The following is a 17,427-nucleotide window of genomic DNA, read 5'->3' as shown; positions in this document are numbered from 1 at the left end:
CTTACTTGTGTACCTCAGGTTTGAGAATCATATGAATCTCATAATCCTGTAATATTTGGTAAGCCAACTCTTGCGCTTCTCTCTTTGTTGAGCCAACTGTTAATATTCTAGAAATAATGTGTCCATTTGAGGACGCCTCTCGAACAAAAGCACCTTGCTGATATTGATGGATTAGTTTTACATCAGGATGCCTTGCCCAATCGTTTTTCACCCTTATATCCCTGATATACCCTTGGATAGGTGGTGTAACCTCTATACAACAGGAGACTCGTTTTGTTTTCGGAGGAAAATACGAAGTTTCACCTGTAATTGCAAGTTCATTAATTAAGCCAAATATGTCACAGCCCAAGCTTTGGTTAATCATCCAATAGTTTGGCCACCCCATTATACGAGGATTTATTTCCAATATATATATATTATTCTCTTTTACAATAAACTCTATATGACCAGCACCAATTCCATATTTGAAATCTTTAACAAATCTCCGCGTTTCATTGACAATTCGTTGCTCACATTCATTTTGAAAGGGAAAAACATAGCCAAGTTCAATAAAAAATGGTGGCGGACTCAACTGACGATTGGTTATTCCCAAAATAGACAGACCGTCTTTACCATTTAGAAACTCACAGCTATATACATCGCCTTCAAGGTATTCCTCTAGCAAATAAATATCTCCCTCTATCATTTGACCAGTAAATCGCGATATATTTTTAATATTCTTAATACACTCCGACAGTTCCAATTGAGTTTGGACCAATTTTACTCCCATCGACTCATTTCCGTTCACTGGTTTAAAAACCATAGGCTTTCCTTCATTTTTCAATACAGCGATACCCTCATCTAAAGAATGGCATATGTAAAAAGACGGCGTATTATAACCCAGTTCCCTTTGTTTTTTTCGAAACTCATGTTTTTTAATATAACTTTTTGTCCATTCTGGTTTCAAACCCCAAAAACCGTATTTTTCAGCCATAAAAGCCACGGCATAAGACAAAAAGTCACTTGTTGTATACATCGCCTTAACATGATACTCTTGTACCAATTGCTTGATATACGCATCTAATACATCTGTTTGATAGATTTTTTTGTCAGATATAAACCGTTCACATAAACATTTATATTTAAAATCAAAAGGGAGTAAGCCCGTGGTCAAATAAACAACTTCATATCCTTGTCTCCTGATTGCCTCAATTTCGCACCCATGATTACCTGATTCCACCAATAAAACGATTTCTTTATGATCGTTCATCATATCACTCCAGTTTAGTGGGATTATTTTATTAAATCCTAAAATAGTTCACTTAACTGGCCATTTCTCAGTATTTTCTCCATAATATGAGAGAAATGTTTCCACCCACCGGTCTAAACCTAAAGCAACACACCCCGAATGCAAAGGTTCATGTAAATCATTTGTTATCTGATATGATTTACATAATACTTGATTGCAATAATTAAACGAGGCAAGAGCAGATGATTTACCATCAGACGCTATACCTACGAGCTCATATTTAGAATCCCAAGCCAATTGGAAGCTTTGTTTGCGCATATCTTCGTAATAAAAGAATGGATCCATAGCAGTTTCTACTTTGCCCGGCAAACCCAAAGTTTTTGTATAAAGCACCCAAACATCTTCCAAAAGTGCATCTCTTAATCCAATCACAAAATCTTGATCTCCCACAAACACGATTTCCCTCATTAAAAATTCATGTTTTCTTAGGAAATTAATTCTCCGTGAAACCTCATGACGAAAGCATTTTCCTTTAGCTGTAAAAACTTGTTTCTCAATCCTTTTATCTGCTAATTCTTCATAACAATGATAACAAATACAGGGTTGCAAATAGAAGCAACTGGCACGAAAAAAGGAGTCAGGAATCATTCCGTCTTCAAGAGCTCTGATCTTTTCTATAAAACTATAATTATGTTCGATTTCAAAAATAGAATAGATATTTTGTGGGAAATTCATATGATAGTTATTCTTAATCATGTTTTCATAAGAGTATGTAATTTGATAATCCCGTAGGATGGCACCATATTTTTTAGCAATGCTTATAAAGTGTTTATCCAACATTTCAAACAACTGAATTTCTGTTTCATTGTAATAATCCCGCTGCTCTTGTTTATAATTAATCATGTTAGCTGGTCTATGGTTACATTCTCGTAAAATACGAGTTTTAACAAAGCGGGCTTTTTGTATTTCATTCACCAATATTTTAAAGGAATGATGCAAATCTATTGGTCCTCTTTCTTTCTCTTCGGTAAATTCAATCATAATGGAATGATCTTTGGGGCTATATTCAAAATGACAAATAGACTCTGTCAAATAATCAAGTCGTTTCAACAACTCATTTAATTTTTCACCTTTTAATTCCTTTGGAATCGAAAAATATTCAATCAATTACCTCAATCCTTTCCCTTGCAAAATTTTACTAGTGGTTATATCAAAAAAGTGCATCACAAAAGGGTATTCATGTAGGCTAAATGAAATTGGAAAGGCTTTAAAATTGTGGTTGTGGCAGACAGGAAGAGGTACCTTTTGATGTTGTGACACAACACCTCATGAAAAATTAGCTCGATCAGATGACAATAGATTTCATTTACGTTCCCAAAAAACGAACTTTTCTTTTAGTCCCTGTAAACAGAAAAAAACACAATTCTTATTTTTGGTTATAATTATTTAATTTTGCTTATTCAAAAATTAAAATTTATTATTGTCATCTTATTAAACTTAATATATCTATTATAAATGATTATTCGGAAAATAATATATATTTAATTTAAACATAAAATCGGATCATTTGTCAACAAAGTATATATTCAAAGACATGCTCTCCAATGGCTTCAACACTTCATAGCTAATGATCTATTTATAGTTCACGGAGCTTGTTGTTTTCAATTTTCCAGATGAAATATATCATTTTATTTGTTTATCTTTAATCCGCTACTTGTTTTAAAACTAGGGTGTCTGGTAAATCAATGTTTTAACCAATCCATTAAAGAAACGATTAAAAGAGCTGCACGAAAATAGACCGCCCGTTTCTCATAACGCGTGGCAATGCCACGCCATTGTTTAAGGCGGTTGATGCAACGTTCAATTACGTTTCGGTGTGCATATAACTCTTTATCAAAGGTAAGCGGACGACCAGGCTTTTTAGAAAGGCGTTCGTATTGATCCCTTTTTTCTGGAATGGTATGAGGGATGCCGCGTTGAACGAGCAGACGACGACAAGTGGGATAACTGTATCCACGATCAGCAATCAATCGGTCGGGGCGTTTACGGGGTCTTCCTTTCCCCCGTCGAGGTACACGAATCGCATTCAACAGAGGTTCCAACTGAGTACAATCATGACGATGACCTGGAGTAATAACAACAGACAAAAGACGTCCTTTTCCATCACAGGCAAGATGGATTTTCGTAGTTAGTCCTCCTCGACTTTGTCCGAGAGCCTCATTTTGGAAATGGAGATTCCCCTTTTTTCATCAGCCAACTTAGGCGCGCCTGCGGCGTGCTGATGAGCTCGCACAATCGTGCTGTCAACAGAAACAATCCATTCAACTTCAGAGACTGCATCTGAGTGAGTTTGTACATGGGTCAATAAACGCTCCCAAGTACCATCCTGTTGCCAGCGTGTAAAACGATAATAACAAGTTTTCCAGGAACCATAGCGCTCGGGAATATCCCTCCAAGGTGCTCCTGTATTGAACTTCCATAAAATGCCGTTGAGAACGATACGATGCCTTTTCCATTGTCGACCGCGGCCACCGTTTGTTGGTAACAAAGGGGCAATTTTTTCCCAAGCAAGGAATATATACAAACGTATGACTAAATTAGTTTTTAAAATTTAGTAACATCCACAGGTTCGATATCATGCTTTTCACAGTAATCATGATAATTTTAAATAAATGTATTTATCCAGATTACAGCCCGAACACCCCTTCGTTCAACGTTTATCATTTAAGATAAAAGTAGCAATATCACAGGTAAAGTAACCAGGCTGAAATTAGTACTTAACAAAGTGGCACCAGAAACGAATTCTGGTTCTGTCTCATACTGTATGGCGTACATCGTCGTATTGGCAGCTGTCGGCATGGCCGCCATCAAAATCATGATTTTTTTCAATAAATCCGGAATCGGAAAGATAAGAGTCAACACAAAAGCAATGATAGGTGATAAACACAATCGAATCATTAACGAAAGAGATAATTTCTCCCATGAAAGTCTTTTTACTGTGATTTTTGCCAGTTGCATTCCTAAAATGATCATAATAGTTGGTATCGTTGCATCTGCCACTAAGTTAATGCTTTGCAACATCGGTTTACTGAGCGGGATCGAAAACAGTTGAAAGATGATTCCACACATGGCCCCATATACAATCGGCATCCGAACCACTTGCCGCAAAACCTCTTGAAAACCGCTCACATGAACACTTCCTTTGGCAGCGTAGTAGACGCCGACCGTGCACATGACCAACTGCTGGATCACCATGAGCACAATAGCATAATGGAGACCAGCCGTTCCATAAACAAACAACACTAACGGAGTTCCATAGTTGCCGTTATTCATAAAAGCGGATGCCAGCACGATTCCACATGTCTCTTGTGCGCTGTATCTTTTTAACCACCCGATCAGATAAACCACCGCAATTAAAGAAAAGCAGAGCAAAAAAGTATAGAGAAAGATATACAGGTAATCGATTGTCAGTTCGTTATGATAAAACGTCCTAAATACAAGAAACGGTGACATTAGGTTTAACGCCATCTTGGATAACGTCTTGGTTTCAAAACGGATCCACTTTTGTCCAATATACCCGATTCCAAATATGAAAAAGATCGGCAAAAGCACTCCCAGGAAAGCCATTCTCTATCCTCATTCCTAAATAAGTATATGGGGAGCCAGGCTGATCCTGCCTAGCTCGTTGATTTATGATAGATTCATTACGATAATTCTCTCCTCAGTCATCTCTTCAATGGCATAAGCCGGACCTTCTTTTCCCGTTCCGCTGTTTTTGATCCCACCGTATGGCATCTGGTCGACGCGGTAAGCGGAAGCATCGTTAATAATCAAGCCCCCGACCTCAATCTCTTTGGCCGCTTTCATCGCGAGGTTCAAGTCTTTCGTAAAAAGACCGGCTTGCAACCCATAGTCAGAATCGTTCACTTTTGCGATCACTTCATCGAAGCTGGAGTATGTTTCAATCCCGACAACAGGGCCAAACACTTCCTGATGGCATACTTTCATGTCGTTGTTTACGTTTTTTAGCACAGTTGGAGCATAGCAAGCACCATTCCGTTTTCCGCCGACAACGATTTCTGCCCCCTGTTCCACTGCCTCGTTCACCCAGCTTTCCACACGTTCTGCTTCGCGCAGACTGATCATGGGCCCAATATCCGTGGTTTCCAGGAGCGGGTTGCCCATGCGCAGAACTTCTGTTTTCTCTTTTAATTTTTCAATAAATTCTTCACTGATTGACTCATGAACATAGACGCGCTGAACCGAAATGCACACTTGTCCCGCATTGTTAAATCCTTTCTGGCAGACAAGAGTTGCCGCTTGTTTGATGTCCGCATCCTTGTGAACAATGGTTGCCGAGTTATTTCCCAGTTCCAGTGCAACTTTGCGAATACCGGCTTTTTGGCGGATCAGTTTTCCCACACGTTCGCTTCCGGTAAAAGTAAACATCCGCACATCTTCATTTTCTAAAAGCCAGTCTCCGATTTTAGAACCATTCCCGGTAATGATTTGCAGCCGACCTGCTGGCAGGCCGGCCTCAGTAAAGATTTCTGCCAACATCAACGCACAAACGGACGTGACTTCCGCAGGCTTTAACACGACGCTGTTTCCTGCAGCCAGCGCTGGGCCAACCTTATGACAGACGAGGTTTAATGGAACATTAAATGGTGTGATGGCTGCAATTACACCAACCGGAACACGCAGGGTAAACGCCAGTCTATTTTCAGAACCGGGTGCCGCTTCTACAGGGACACCTTCACCATGAATTCGTTTTGCTTCCTCAGCGGATATTTCTAATGTTTGCGCAGCACGTTCCACTTCTGTACGTGCCTCACGAATCGGCTTTCCAACTTCTTTGACTAGTACATAAGAAAACTCATCTTTCCGCTCTTTTAACGCAAGTGCTGCCTTAGACAGAATGGTATATCGTTCATATGGCGAGAGCGGCATTTTTAGCGCCTCTTTGGCTCCGGCAACGGCTTCATCTACATGCTGTTTCTCTGCAACTGCGATCTGGGCATATACTTCTTGTGTATATTTGTCGTAAATATTCGCCGTATTCTCCGTTTCTCTCCAGACACCGTTGATCCATAAACCATATGTTTTTACGTTTCCCATACGAAAGATCACCTCATTTTTATAATAACGTTATGACCTTTTTTATCCGAAAAACGACTTCGCTTTTCCGCTACTCCCAAACAGGCGAATTTTTTCTTGGACTTTTTGCTTCATCACGTTTCTCCCTTCTCCAAGAGAGACGGCGAGATGATATTCTTCCGGATTGGACTCTAACACGTTTAACATTCCCCTGGTAAACGCTTGGCGCAATTCAGTATCTACATTGATTTTGGCAACGCCCAAGGAGATCGCTCGACGAACCTGGTCATCCGGAACATCAGAGCCCCCGTGCATCACAATGGGACGACGGACAACCTCACGAATCTCCTCTAAACGTTCAAAAGCAAGCTTTGGCGTCTTTTTGTAAATACCGTGTGCGGTTCCAAAAGAGACTGCCAGATAATCCACATCAGTCGCTTCCACAAAGCGAACCGCTTCCTCCGCTGTTGTGAGCATGGCATCTTCTTCCGCAACAGTGATATCATCTTCCGTTCCGCCGATTTTCCCGATTTCCCCTTCAGTACCGATTCCTAATGCGCGAGCAACGTCCACTACTTTACGCGTGATCGCCGCATTCTCTGCAAACGGGAGAGCAGACCCGTCAAACATGACCGACTGGAATTGCAATTGAATCGCTTTGAATGTTTGCTCAATCTGCCGGCTATGATCAAGGTGAATACAAACAGGCACTGTCACCTCTCTGGCAAACTCTTCAATCATCCGTTTCATAGCTTCTAAACCGATATGGTGGATAACACGTTGTCCCACTTGAATCATAATCGGCGCTTGCTCCTCATCAGCTGCCCACAAAATCGCTTGAATCGTCTCAGCATTATGCGCACTGAATGCCCCAATCGCATAGCCGTTCTCATAAGCGTGTGCAATCATCTCTCTCCCTGAAATAAAACGCATTTTTCCTGATCCTCCTACCGTTTTAATTCAATATCGTAATGATATTGATCGCTGCGATATTTTGTCTGTGTATATTCCATCGGTTTATCATCAAGCCCAAAACTGAGCCGGGTCATCTCTAACAGCGCCTCACCCGGACGAATACCGAGCAGATCTGCTTCATAGATCGTGGCATTAATCGCGGAAATCTTCTCTTTCGCCCGTTTCAAAAAATAGTTTTCTTTCTCAAGAATTTCATAATATTGAGCTTTATTAAAGTCATGTTTAACTAAAATATTCCCAATCGCTTCAGGCCAGCAGGTTCGTTCAAGTGCTACCGGTGTTTGATCAGCAAAACGAATTCTTTCCACCACTAACACTTTAGCATCTTCCGGAAGACCGAGCATCTGTTTCTCATGATAAAACTTGTCGCTTAACTCGGAACGAATTAATTTGGAATGGGGAACAAGCCCTTTCTCTAATACTTCTTCGGCAAATCCTTTTAATCGGCCGAGACTCCCTACCAGTTGAGGTGATTTGACAATCGTGCCGCGACCCTGCTTTTTTTCCAGCAGACCATCCTGTACCAAAAGGGAAATCGCTTGCCGAATCGTCGTGCGGCTTACTTTAAACTCTTCGATCAACTCTTGTTCTGTTGGAATAAGCGTATTGGGCGGCCAAGCACGAGAGCGGATGCGATCCAGCAATATATCTTTTACCTGATGATATAACGCTTCACTTTTATTGAACTCCACATGGGTTTTCTTCATCTTGGATTCTCCTTTCCAACTCTTCCGGAAACTCAACAAGACCCGTTCCCACTAACGGAGACAGCCATTCATAATATTTTTCACGATTAGCAATCATTTCTTTAGGCAGAAGGCGTTCACCTGCCCTCATTACCCGCCCCAGAGAACGATGTTCCAAGATAAAAGTATACTCGGTTTGGGAAGCTCGTTGAAGAGAAACCATCAGATGACTTTGGTCTGACATCACTAAATTCGCAGCTTCTTGGCCTACTGCAATTGCTTCTTTTACATCCTGGTCCGAAACAGCAAAAAAAGCTGCGCGCTGAATCATACCGAGATTTTCTCCTCTGACCGCAAGTCCTAGTTCATCCCGGACCAATTCCGCCAATCGATTTGATATGCCACCTAATACCACCCGTCCTTGCAGTCGCGCTTGTTCTGTCTGCCGTTCGCCAATCAAGCGTACTCCTTCACTCGCGACAACAGTTGCAAAGCCGAATTCCTTGACACAGTCACGAATAGTCTGCAAAAACTCTTTTTTTAAGATCGGCACTTCCGGGAGGTAAATGGCATGGGGTCCTTCTGACGGCGACTTTTTCAAGTATCCGCTGGCCGCCGCGAGCCACCCTGCATTACGCCCCATTGTCTCGATAATCCTGACCTGTTCAAAGTTTTTCATGGCTTCTAAGTCTTTGCTAATCGCTTGAGCAGCCAATGCTACATATCTTGCAGCACTTCCGAAACCGGGCGCATGATCGGTTTCGGATAAGTCGTTATCCACCGTTTTTGGAATGCCGATCACCTGAAGGTCATAGCTCATCGCAGAGGCCACTTCGCTTAACTTTTGCAGCGCAGCCATTGTACCGTTTCCACCGGCAAAAACCAGGCTGTGAATCTGCAATGAGCGTAAATGCTCAATCGCTTGTTCCATTTTTTCTTCTGTAAACGGATAGCGTCCCGCACCGAGCATGGCCCCCGGAACCAAATGATAAGAAGTGATCTCCTTCTTCATCACCAGTGGAAATCGCGAGATATTCCCTTCCGCCAATCCCTTGTATCCATTCCAGACAACATACAATTCGATGTCGGCTGGCAATTTTTCGATAAACCCTACTAAGCTCGAATTGAAAACAGCGGTTGGCCCCCCGGCTTGACCGATTAATATTTTTTTCATTTCAATTTCTCACTCCTGCCTATAACACCACTGTTTCAATTCCCACCTGTTTTCCAAACTTCACGAGGAGATCGGCAATATCATCGTATACCAGAGCGTAGTGTGGTTCAAAACCTTCTTTCATCAAGCGGTACAACGTCTCTTCCGCATGATTGGTCAGCTTTACTTCCACTGAGGTACCGTCGAACGCCTGCGGTGAATCAAGCGCTTCGCCTTTCATCACAAGCAGACGATAACCTTGTTGTGAGTAGCTGAGTCGGAAGATGGTCACTTTTCCCGCTTTTAACCCGAAATCCATCGTTAAGCCCATCTTGCGGTTTGGATGTACACCTGCTGTGGCTCCGGTCTCCGGATGCGCCAGAGAATACGCACCGGCTCCGCAATGCCAGAAGACGACACTGTTCTTTGCTTCATCGATATGAACCAGATCTCCGAGATAAGGTGCTTTTCCACCGGAAAGTTCGCGCAAAATGTACATGGAGATGGAACCGTGGATATCGGACTCACAGGAGGAAACCACACCCCCCTCTGTCAAATGGGAAAGTGTGGAACAAGCAGCCGCACCCAATTCAATGAAAAAATCCGGCCAGCAACGAATGGCTACTCCACCTATTTGATGTTCACCAATATATTTTTGCAAGTAAGTGGTAAACTGAGCAAAACGTTTAACCGTTTCATCGGAGCGATTCAATCCGACCACTTGCTGTTCTGCTTGGTGGATGACTGGTTTCCATTCTTCTTCAGGCAGTTTTTTCGCTGCCTCAAACGCTTGATAGAGATCGATCGGAAGGATTTTGACACCCAGTGCAGACTGGAGTTGTTCTTCATTCACATCAGAAAAGAAAAATCCTGCCGGGTGTTCACCAACAACACCGATCGTCAACCTCTTTAAACTCCAGATCAAGCGGTTCACTTGAATTTGCTGTTTCAAGAGCGTTTGCAGCTTATCCTCATCCGGATTGCCAAACACAAATGAAAAAGGATGCTTTCGATCTCGTAGCACATGAGACGTGCTGTTCCCTCCTGTCAGGGAGTTGAGTCTCAATCTTCCTCCTACACTCGGCTCCCGTACCGACCACACAATAACGGGTTGATCCATGCTTTCGATCACTTTAGCGATAAATTCGCCATCAGCAAACGTTACACTTTGATAAACAATCGTATCAATCTCTTTGGTTTCTACACTCTCCAAAAATGTCTCCAACTCTTCAACACTTGTTAAGATTCCATCGGGATGACAAACAGTGGCGCAAGTTTCTTTCAGCCAGACTGCGCTTTGTTCAAAGATGTTTTGCCCGACTTGCAGATCGAATGTTTTTCGTCCGATAGGTAAATAGAGTACAGAAGTTGTGACCATCTATATCCACGCCCTTTTTTAAAAGCTGTTTCATTTAAATCATATTATACTAAAGGTAATTATCTTTATTAATAGATAATTACTTTTATTTGTTTCAAAAAGGGGGAAATGAATATTTCCCTCAAATTTTCGCTATTCTTTCAAACAGTTCCCTGTAGGAAGATGATTTGCGATAGAAAATGGCCGGCTTTCCGATCGGCGCATCTACTTCCACGGTACCCCCGTTGTAAACCTGCCCCGTCCAGAGATGGACCCATTCATCTTGAGGCAAATATACTTCCCATCTCGTTTTTCCTTGTTCGTATACGGGCGCCACCAATAAGTCAGGACCATACAAATACTCATATTGAATATCATAGGAAGCTTGATCTTGCTCATAATGCAAGAACAACGGACGTTGGACCGGGATACCGCGCTCTGCATTCTCCTTTACTAATTGCCTGGTGTATGAAGCAAGTGTGACATAGATCTCTGTCATCCGGGCCAAGTGCTCCAGTGTTTCATCATCTCCGTCAAATTGAAAACAATCATAGGGTCTGTTTCCCTCGTGAGTGCGCATGACCGGTGTAAACGCCGCCATCTCCGCCCAGCGCTGGAACAGTTCCTTACTCCGCTTGTTTCCGTGTAAGCTCGTGTACCCGCCAATGTCGCTGTGGTGCAATCCACAACCGATTATGCCTGTTGATAAAGCAGCGGGGATGACCGATGCCAGTCCGTCATCCAAACTCCAATCTACACTCTGATCTCCTGCCCATAGGAGAGTGCAATATTTTTGTGTTCCGGTATAACCTGCACGCATGAAATAGACGACTTCACCTAGTTTTCCCGCTTCTTTAACCGCTTCATAGTTGATCTTCGCCCATATGACCGGCCAGGCATTGTGCATCAATTTTGCGGACTCACCGCTTTTAAGAACGACATCCGTGGGCAAATATTCCCCAAAATCGGCCATCCATCCATCCAGGCCAAAATCTATCAGATTTTCCTTAATCACCTGTTTATACCAGTCACATGCTTCCGGGTTGGTAAAATCAACCACACCGCAATAAAACTCGCCAAAATCGACCAGATAGGTTTCTCCTTGTTCGTTTAAGGCTAAATATCCTTTTTCATTTGCCGTTTTAAATAAATCTCCTTCCACAGCCAAGTAAGGATTGATATACCCGAGAAAGCGAATTCCTTGTTTTTTCCATTCCTTTATTTTTTGATCCAGATTGGGATACTCTTCAGGATTCCATCTCCAATTCCACATCAGTCGTTTACCAAAGGAAGTAATTCGCTTTCCCTGCCAGTCCTGGCACCATACTCCTCCTACCCTGACTCCTTTATCAAGGGCACGCTGGAGCTTTTCTTCTACCATTTGCGTACCTCCTTGAATCCCCAGCCAGATTCCGTTGTAGGTCCATTCAGGCAGTTCTGGTTGTCTGCCAAACAAGTCCGTGATTTTTTCCACTAATTCAACAAAGGTATCTGCAGCTTCAAATAGGACAAATTTCGGCACGTCCCAGATCTGCAATTCATGAAAGTCCTGCTTACGAAAATCAAAATCGGCATAAGCGGTCGTTTCTACATGGCAATAATACTTCTTGCTTGATACATAGGTCGGTTGTGGGTAATTGGTAGTGTAATAATCCCCGCCAGCCCGATCTTTGACATCCGCCTGCCAGGTCACATATGTTTTTTTGTTTCTCCCAACACCCGGCTCAGAAGTCCACAGAGGAAAATTTTTACCGCGCATGTTGAAGTAGGATAATTGTTCGCCGCAACCGTATACTTTTTCATCCCGATCCGCTTCCACTCTCAGCCAAAAACGGTTTATCGTCGGTTCGGCTTTGATAAACTCCACTTTGAGTCTCTGCTCTTCCTCTTTTACAACCAATATTAGAGAAGGTTCACATTTCTCGAATTTTCTCAACTGAATCAAATAGGAATCCTCTTTCTCTTCAACTATCGCATATCTTAATGCCGTTCTTTCGATCACATAATCTCTGATATCGAAATTACCCCGATACATCTCGATCTTTTCTTGGCCATACCCCACAAAAATCATAGGGTGGTCAACCTGATGTTTAAGGATGGTCATACCATTCAAATATATTTCAAAACCATCGGCAACCTCTTTTAGTTCAAATACTTTGCTCATTATTTCCATCCTTTCTGCTTTAAAAGTATGTTGCAAAGAACTTTTGATACTTGTTCCCCCTATAATCCGCTGTGTTTTCATAAGCAAAAGAATAGAAACAGATATCTATATAACCATCTTTTCGTCTCTCACTATTTTGCTGTGCTGCTTTCGCAGAGAATCTGCATATTTTTTATTCCATCTGGTTACGGAGAAATACAACGCAATGGCTGTAATTGTAACAATAGCGATCATCACGGGCCAGAAGAGAGAAGATACATATCCCTTTCCATAAGCGAGACCTATCGGTGAAAAGAACACGTACATCATGACAACAAGGGAGAATAACACAACAGCAGTCGCTATGCTGTATTTCCAGGGAATCATCTCTACGCCACTATTCACTTTATAGACATATGGTTCTTTACGCGGTCTGATTTTTCCAATTACCATCATGATGGCCACTTCGACAACGAACAGGATCGCATAGATGTGGATAAAGTGAATATCCAATTTGTATCCGAAGATTTGTTCCAATCCCCAGACTAGCATATAGTAAGCGATCACATGGAAAACAATGACCACTTTTGCGGCAATTTCAGGAATGTACCTGGAGAAAATCCCTACGAGAACTATAGTGATGATTGGAATGTTGAAAAATCCTGTGAATCGGCGAATCAGATCCCATAAACCTTCAGGGGCATTCATTAAGAGCGGTGATACGAAAAACGATACAAACGCAATGGCTGTTCCAAAAATCTTGCTTACTTTAACCAGTCGTTTGTCGTCCGCATTGGGATTGATTTGTTGCTTATAGATGTCAATGGTAAACATGGTTGACGCACTGTTGATTAATGCGTTAAACGAACTGAATACGGCTCCAAGCAAAACAGCCAGGAAAAATCCAAGCAAGTATTTGGGTAACAGTTTTGCCACAAGTGCGGGATATGCCAAATCAACCGGATCCATTCCCGGGCCGTACAGGTGGAAAGAAATAATTCCCGGAATCATCATAAATAACGGGATGAGCAACTTAAAGAAACCGGTAAAAAGAACGCCTTTTTGCCCTTCTGCAAGGTTTTTCGCACCAAGCGCCCGTTGGATCACATATTGGTTGGTACCCCAGTAAAAGAGGTTTGCAAAAATCATACCCGTAAAAATAGTTCCAAACGGGACAGAATCTTTGGCAGAGCCAATCGCATTTAGCTTCTCCGGGTTATGTTCGACAATATATTTCATCCCGGACACAATATCTCCTTTTCCGAGGGCGATGAAACCGAGAACCGGAACAAGTAAGCCAACAATCAACAATCCGATTCCGTACAGGGTATCTGAAGTGGCAACCGCTTTCGCCCCTCCAAAAATCGCCAAAACTCCTCCGCTGATCCCTATAATCCAGACCAAAAGCCAAACGGAATGTTCATAAGAAATTCCAAAAAGTTCCGGAACATCAAACAACTTCAGGATGCTTAACGCTCCTGAGTAAAGCGTGGACGGGATCGTCACGAGAATGTAGCCAAGCATAAACAAGACAACTGTATAGCGGCGAACCCCTTCACCGTAACGTGAACTTAAAAATTCCGGCAGAGTCGTAAACGCGCCGCCCAAATATTTGGGTAATAAATATAAAGCCATAATGATAACCGAAAATGCAGCTGTGACTTCCCATGCCATATTGGTTAAATTGCTCCGATAAGCTTGTCCATTTAACCCGATCAACTGTTCAGCAGATAGGTTGGTCAAAAGAAGAGCTCCGGCAATAAAAATTCCTGTCAGTCCCCGGCCTGCCAAAAAATAGCCTTTTGTATCGCTGGCATGTCCTTTTGTTTTCAAATAAGAAATCCAGGCAATCAATCCCATGAAAAAGATACAAGACAATAGCGTAAACAACAAATTCGTATGCTCCATGTTACCACCTCAGATTTTTTATCCTCATGAAATCGCATCAATAGCAAACAGATAATCAAAGATGTTTGAGAAACAAAATTGCTTAAAATTAAGGAAGATAGACTTGTATATTTTCTCCGACAATTCCCGGAAAAGCACCACGGCCGATTAAATTACCATTATCCGGATGAGCTAACAACCATTTATTTTTCATAAAAAGCAATGTTTCAGACAATCGCTGGCTTTTTTGGACATCTGACAGGGGAGTGTTTGTCCATTTGGGCAACACCACCACACACTTAAAACCTTCTTCCTTTACTTTACAAGGTGCAAAATGTAATGTAGTCGCATACAATTCCAACACGGTACCCTTTGGAACATAAAATCCCTCAACTCGTTCCACGGAATAATTATTATTCTGAATGTTCTTCACATGACCCAGGAGCAAAACCAGATCTGTCACGGCAACATTCACTTCACTGCTCTTATGATACTCTAATCCGTTTAAGAAAGAGTTGCGGCCATTGCAATAGCCGACCTGCACTTCCATCTCGCCAAAAATCTCTGCTTGAACGCGATCTTTAAAAGGCAGATTTTCCAAATGCAGAACCGACGCCACATATTGATTTCCTTGTTTAGGAATCATTGTTTTTTCCATTTCCGCAACTAACTCTGACACATCCCAGTCTGTAAACGTTTTCCCATAAGCGGAAAAAGAATCATCCTGAACATGATGCAGTGGAAAATGGCCATTCACAGATCGTAACCGTTCAAATGTAGATGTCATTAACCTTCCTCCTCCAGTTTCTGCAATCAGGAAACGCTTTCATATTAACTAAAAAGAAAGCAAAAACATCATTACATAGTTATCTTTTATAGAAACGTTATTATGTTTATTAATTATATCTTACGTTTCAATTAACTAAAAATCAACACTTTTTTAATTAGAGGATGTTACTTCACTCAAATAAACATTTTGAAATTCCGAGAACTATTAACTGCTCCTGGGAAACCGAGTGTGCCCACTATGAATCAGGAAGTAAAAAAGCTATTATGGTATTAACCCTGTAAAGTAGACTATGTAAATAAAGCCCAAGTATTTATGCGTCGATCGCTTCCCGGTATTCGACCGGGGACCGATCGCCAAGTCGCTTTTGGGAGCGTTCATGGTTATAGAACGTAATGTACTGATCAATAGCTCGATGCAACTCATCAAGGGTTTCCGGACATTGAAGGGACAACATCTCCGACTTAAGATGGGAAAAGAACGATTCGATACAAGCACTTATCTAGGCAGTTCCCTTTACGCGAATGGCTCCCAACCATTCCTAGTTGCTCGAGTTTCTTGCTATACTGCCGGGAAGTGTACTGGAAACCTTGATCTGAATGAATCAGGGTTTTTCACCACTTCTCTGTTATCACATGCTTTCTCCAATGTTTTCATGACCAATGACAGATCATTCCGTTGCGACAGATTGGTAACTAAGTTCTTCCTCCAGATAAAGTCGAACTGCCTTCAATTTGAATTCAAGTGTATAATTACGAAATTTTTGACCCTTAATAGCCATAAAAAATCCCCTCCGGTTGTCTGTGTGTCCATTTTACCAGATGGGCTTTTTTCACACAGTCAACCTTGAGGGGATAATACCACTAATAAATTGGCCATCATAGCAGACTCGGCAATAGTAACACTCTTCCATAGTTCCCCATACAAGATTGCTGCTTGATCTACAGGGTGATACGAATCCTCCTGATTCACCCGGTCGATGAGGTCATGGATTCTCGGATCAATTTCCCCCGCTTCAGCAATATCTAAATTCCACATCAGGGTTCGATGAACCCTGGCGATATGCGTATCAGACATGGGTTCTTGGTGTTGAACAATCGCTAAAACCTCATGGCTTGCCCGGTGAAAATCCCTCACTCGAAAGTGCTCTCTTAAATCCTTATCAGGTATCACCTCACCCTGTATGATACTAAAGGCTTGTCTAGCGGTTACGAAATTATAAATCAAATTGTTCACACTGGTCGTCCAAGGTAAGGCAATATGCTCCGCGTATTCCTCCCGTGCTTGATCTGGAATGATATCCAATCTATCAATTTGCTGTTTAATGGTATCGATTTTTCTCATATGGGTTCCTCCAGTAGTTGTGCCTTCTACCCTATTGTGAATATTTGCAGTATAAAAAACAATATATTACGCTTTCAATATTGTCCCAAAAGGCAACTGGATAAACGGTTCTTTTAATGGTCTGTGGCCACAGAACTACCTATATGCCGGCCGCACTTTGGCCAAACGCTTTTCTATTTGTTTCGCAGCCGATTGACGAAACTTTTCTAACTGGTCCTTATCCCATTTTTCAATGAAAAGGGATTCCAATAGTAAACCATTAAGAGCCAAGTCATAGTCGGTGTCCGGTCGGAAAGCTCGGTGACCAAGGTCCGGCTCCAACTCGGACGCTTTGTAGAATTCTACCGTGATCGCTACGGCCATGACAAAATTTCCACCCTGCTCCCCCGGGATGTAGCCTCCTGGCAACAACACTTGCTTGATGTTGGGGTTCCCAACCGGCGCACGGGCAAGGTGGAACCGCTAGCCAGAAAGAGCGTGAACAATTACATGGCCGGGTTGTCCGGCTTTTGCCGATGGGTTCATGGCCAGGTCCCCACTCTTTTTCCAGGGGAATCCCATGAAAGGGGTGAAGGAGCTGGGGACTACGGCTCCCAAGGTCCGGGCCTTGAGCGAAAAACAAGTGGCCACCCTGAAAAGCGTATGTGACCGGCTCCATGTCCACTACCGTCTGAAGGGCCGCCGGTGGCAGAAGGCTGGCGTCCGGAATCACAGGCCCGGAAAATCGAATATTCGGAACTGAGACACTGGCAAATGTCTGGCCACATTTT

At 42.4% G+C, this 17,427-nt stretch carries 14 protein-coding genes and 1 pseudogene; all 15 read right to left on the bottom strand.

Annotation, left to right across the window (positions count from 1 at the left end; all coding sequences use genetic code 11):
• Nucleotide 1: 1 nt before the first annotated feature.
• Nucleotides 2-1,249: an ATP-grasp domain-containing protein gene (locus tag I8U27_RS03810; protein WP_181750685.1), complete on the bottom strand. Its 1,248-nt coding sequence runs from the start codon at nt 1,247-1,249 to the stop codon at nt 2-4.
• Between the two features lie 48 nt (nt 1,250-1,297).
• Nucleotides 1,298-2,395, bottom strand: a complete 1,098-nt coding sequence (locus tag I8U27_RS03805) for a class-II aminoacyl-tRNA synthetase family protein (RefSeq protein ID WP_181750684.1) — start codon at nt 2,393-2,395, stop codon at nt 1,298-1,300.
• Between the two features lie 575 nt (nt 2,396-2,970).
• A protein-coding gene (locus I8U27_RS03800) for an IS5 family transposase (protein WP_374057902.1) occupies nt 2,971-3,818 on the bottom strand; the annotation gives its coding sequence in 2 pieces (ribosomal slippage) (nt 2,971-3,474 and nt 3,477-3,818; 846 coding nt in all).
• A 134-nt stretch (nt 3,819-3,952) separates the two neighbouring features.
• Nucleotides 3,953-4,855, bottom strand: coding sequence for an AEC family transporter (locus I8U27_RS03795; protein ID WP_181750683.1), 903 nt, complete (start codon nt 4,853-4,855; stop codon nt 3,953-3,955).
• Nucleotides 4,856-4,918: 63 nt separating this feature from the next.
• The gene (locus I8U27_RS03790) at nt 4,919-6,346 is read right to left on the bottom strand and encodes an aldehyde dehydrogenase family protein (protein ID WP_181750682.1); all 1,428 of its coding nucleotides are present in this window, start codon (nt 6,344-6,346) and stop codon (nt 4,919-4,921) included.
• A gap of 42 nt (nt 6,347-6,388) precedes the next feature.
• Nucleotides 6,389-7,258 carry a class II fructose-bisphosphate aldolase gene (locus tag I8U27_RS03785; RefSeq protein WP_181750681.1) on the bottom strand — a complete coding sequence of 290 codons (870 nt, stop codon included), beginning with the start codon at nt 7,256-7,258 and terminating at the stop codon, nt 6,389-6,391.
• 14 nt (nt 7,259-7,272) lie between these two features.
• The gene (locus I8U27_RS03780; protein ID WP_181750680.1) at nt 7,273-8,007 is read right to left on the bottom strand and encodes a GntR family transcriptional regulator; all 735 of its coding nucleotides are present in this window, start codon (nt 8,005-8,007) and stop codon (nt 7,273-7,275) included.
• On the bottom strand, nt 7,979-9,160 hold the full coding sequence (locus tag I8U27_RS03775; RefSeq protein WP_181750679.1) for a diphosphate--fructose-6-phosphate 1-phosphotransferase: 1,182 nt from the start codon (nt 9,158-9,160) through the stop codon (nt 7,979-7,981). Before I8U27_RS03775 ends, I8U27_RS03780 begins: the two co-directional genes overlap by 29 nt.
• 19 nt (nt 9,161-9,179) lie before the next feature.
• Nucleotides 9,180-10,517 (bottom strand): sulfoquinovose isomerase, encoded by a 1,338-nt coding sequence (gene sftI / locus I8U27_RS03770; RefSeq protein ID WP_181750678.1) that lies wholly within the window; start codon nt 10,515-10,517, stop codon nt 9,180-9,182.
• A 121-nt stretch (nt 10,518-10,638) separates the two neighbouring features.
• A complete protein-coding gene (locus I8U27_RS03765) occupies nt 10,639-12,660 on the bottom strand; it encodes an alpha-glucosidase (protein WP_232345232.1) in 2,022 nt (673 codons plus the stop codon).
• Nucleotides 12,661-12,765: 105 nt separating this feature from the next.
• Nucleotides 12,766-14,547, bottom strand: coding sequence for a solute:sodium symporter family transporter (locus I8U27_RS03760; RefSeq protein WP_181750676.1), 1,782 nt, complete (start codon nt 14,545-14,547; stop codon nt 12,766-12,768).
• Between the two features lie 88 nt (nt 14,548-14,635).
• A complete protein-coding gene (locus I8U27_RS03755; RefSeq protein ID WP_181750675.1) occupies nt 14,636-15,313 on the bottom strand; it encodes a DUF4867 family protein in 678 nt (225 codons plus the stop codon).
• A 313-nt stretch (nt 15,314-15,626) separates the two neighbouring features.
• Nucleotides 15,627-16,000 (bottom strand): annotated as a pseudogene (locus I8U27_RS20485) (transposase); the annotation flags it as partial.
• A gap of 153 nt (nt 16,001-16,153) precedes the next feature.
• The gene (locus tag I8U27_RS03745) at nt 16,154-16,657 is read right to left on the bottom strand and encodes a Fic family protein (protein WP_181750673.1); all 504 of its coding nucleotides are present in this window, start codon (nt 16,655-16,657) and stop codon (nt 16,154-16,156) included.
• A 135-nt stretch (nt 16,658-16,792) separates the two neighbouring features.
• Nucleotides 16,793-17,020, bottom strand: coding sequence for a hypothetical protein (locus I8U27_RS03740; protein ID WP_181750672.1), 228 nt, complete (start codon nt 17,018-17,020; stop codon nt 16,793-16,795).
• Nucleotides 17,021-17,427 lie beyond the last annotated feature (407 nt).

Origin of the sequence: Paenactinomyces guangxiensis, assembly GCF_016055185.1 — a bacterium.
GTDB lineage: Bacteria > Bacillota > Bacilli > Thermoactinomycetales > Thermoactinomycetaceae > Paenactinomyces > Paenactinomyces guangxiensis.
The sequence above is the reverse complement of the archived record's forward strand: the minus strand, read 5'-3'. Positions and strand labels throughout refer to the sequence as shown.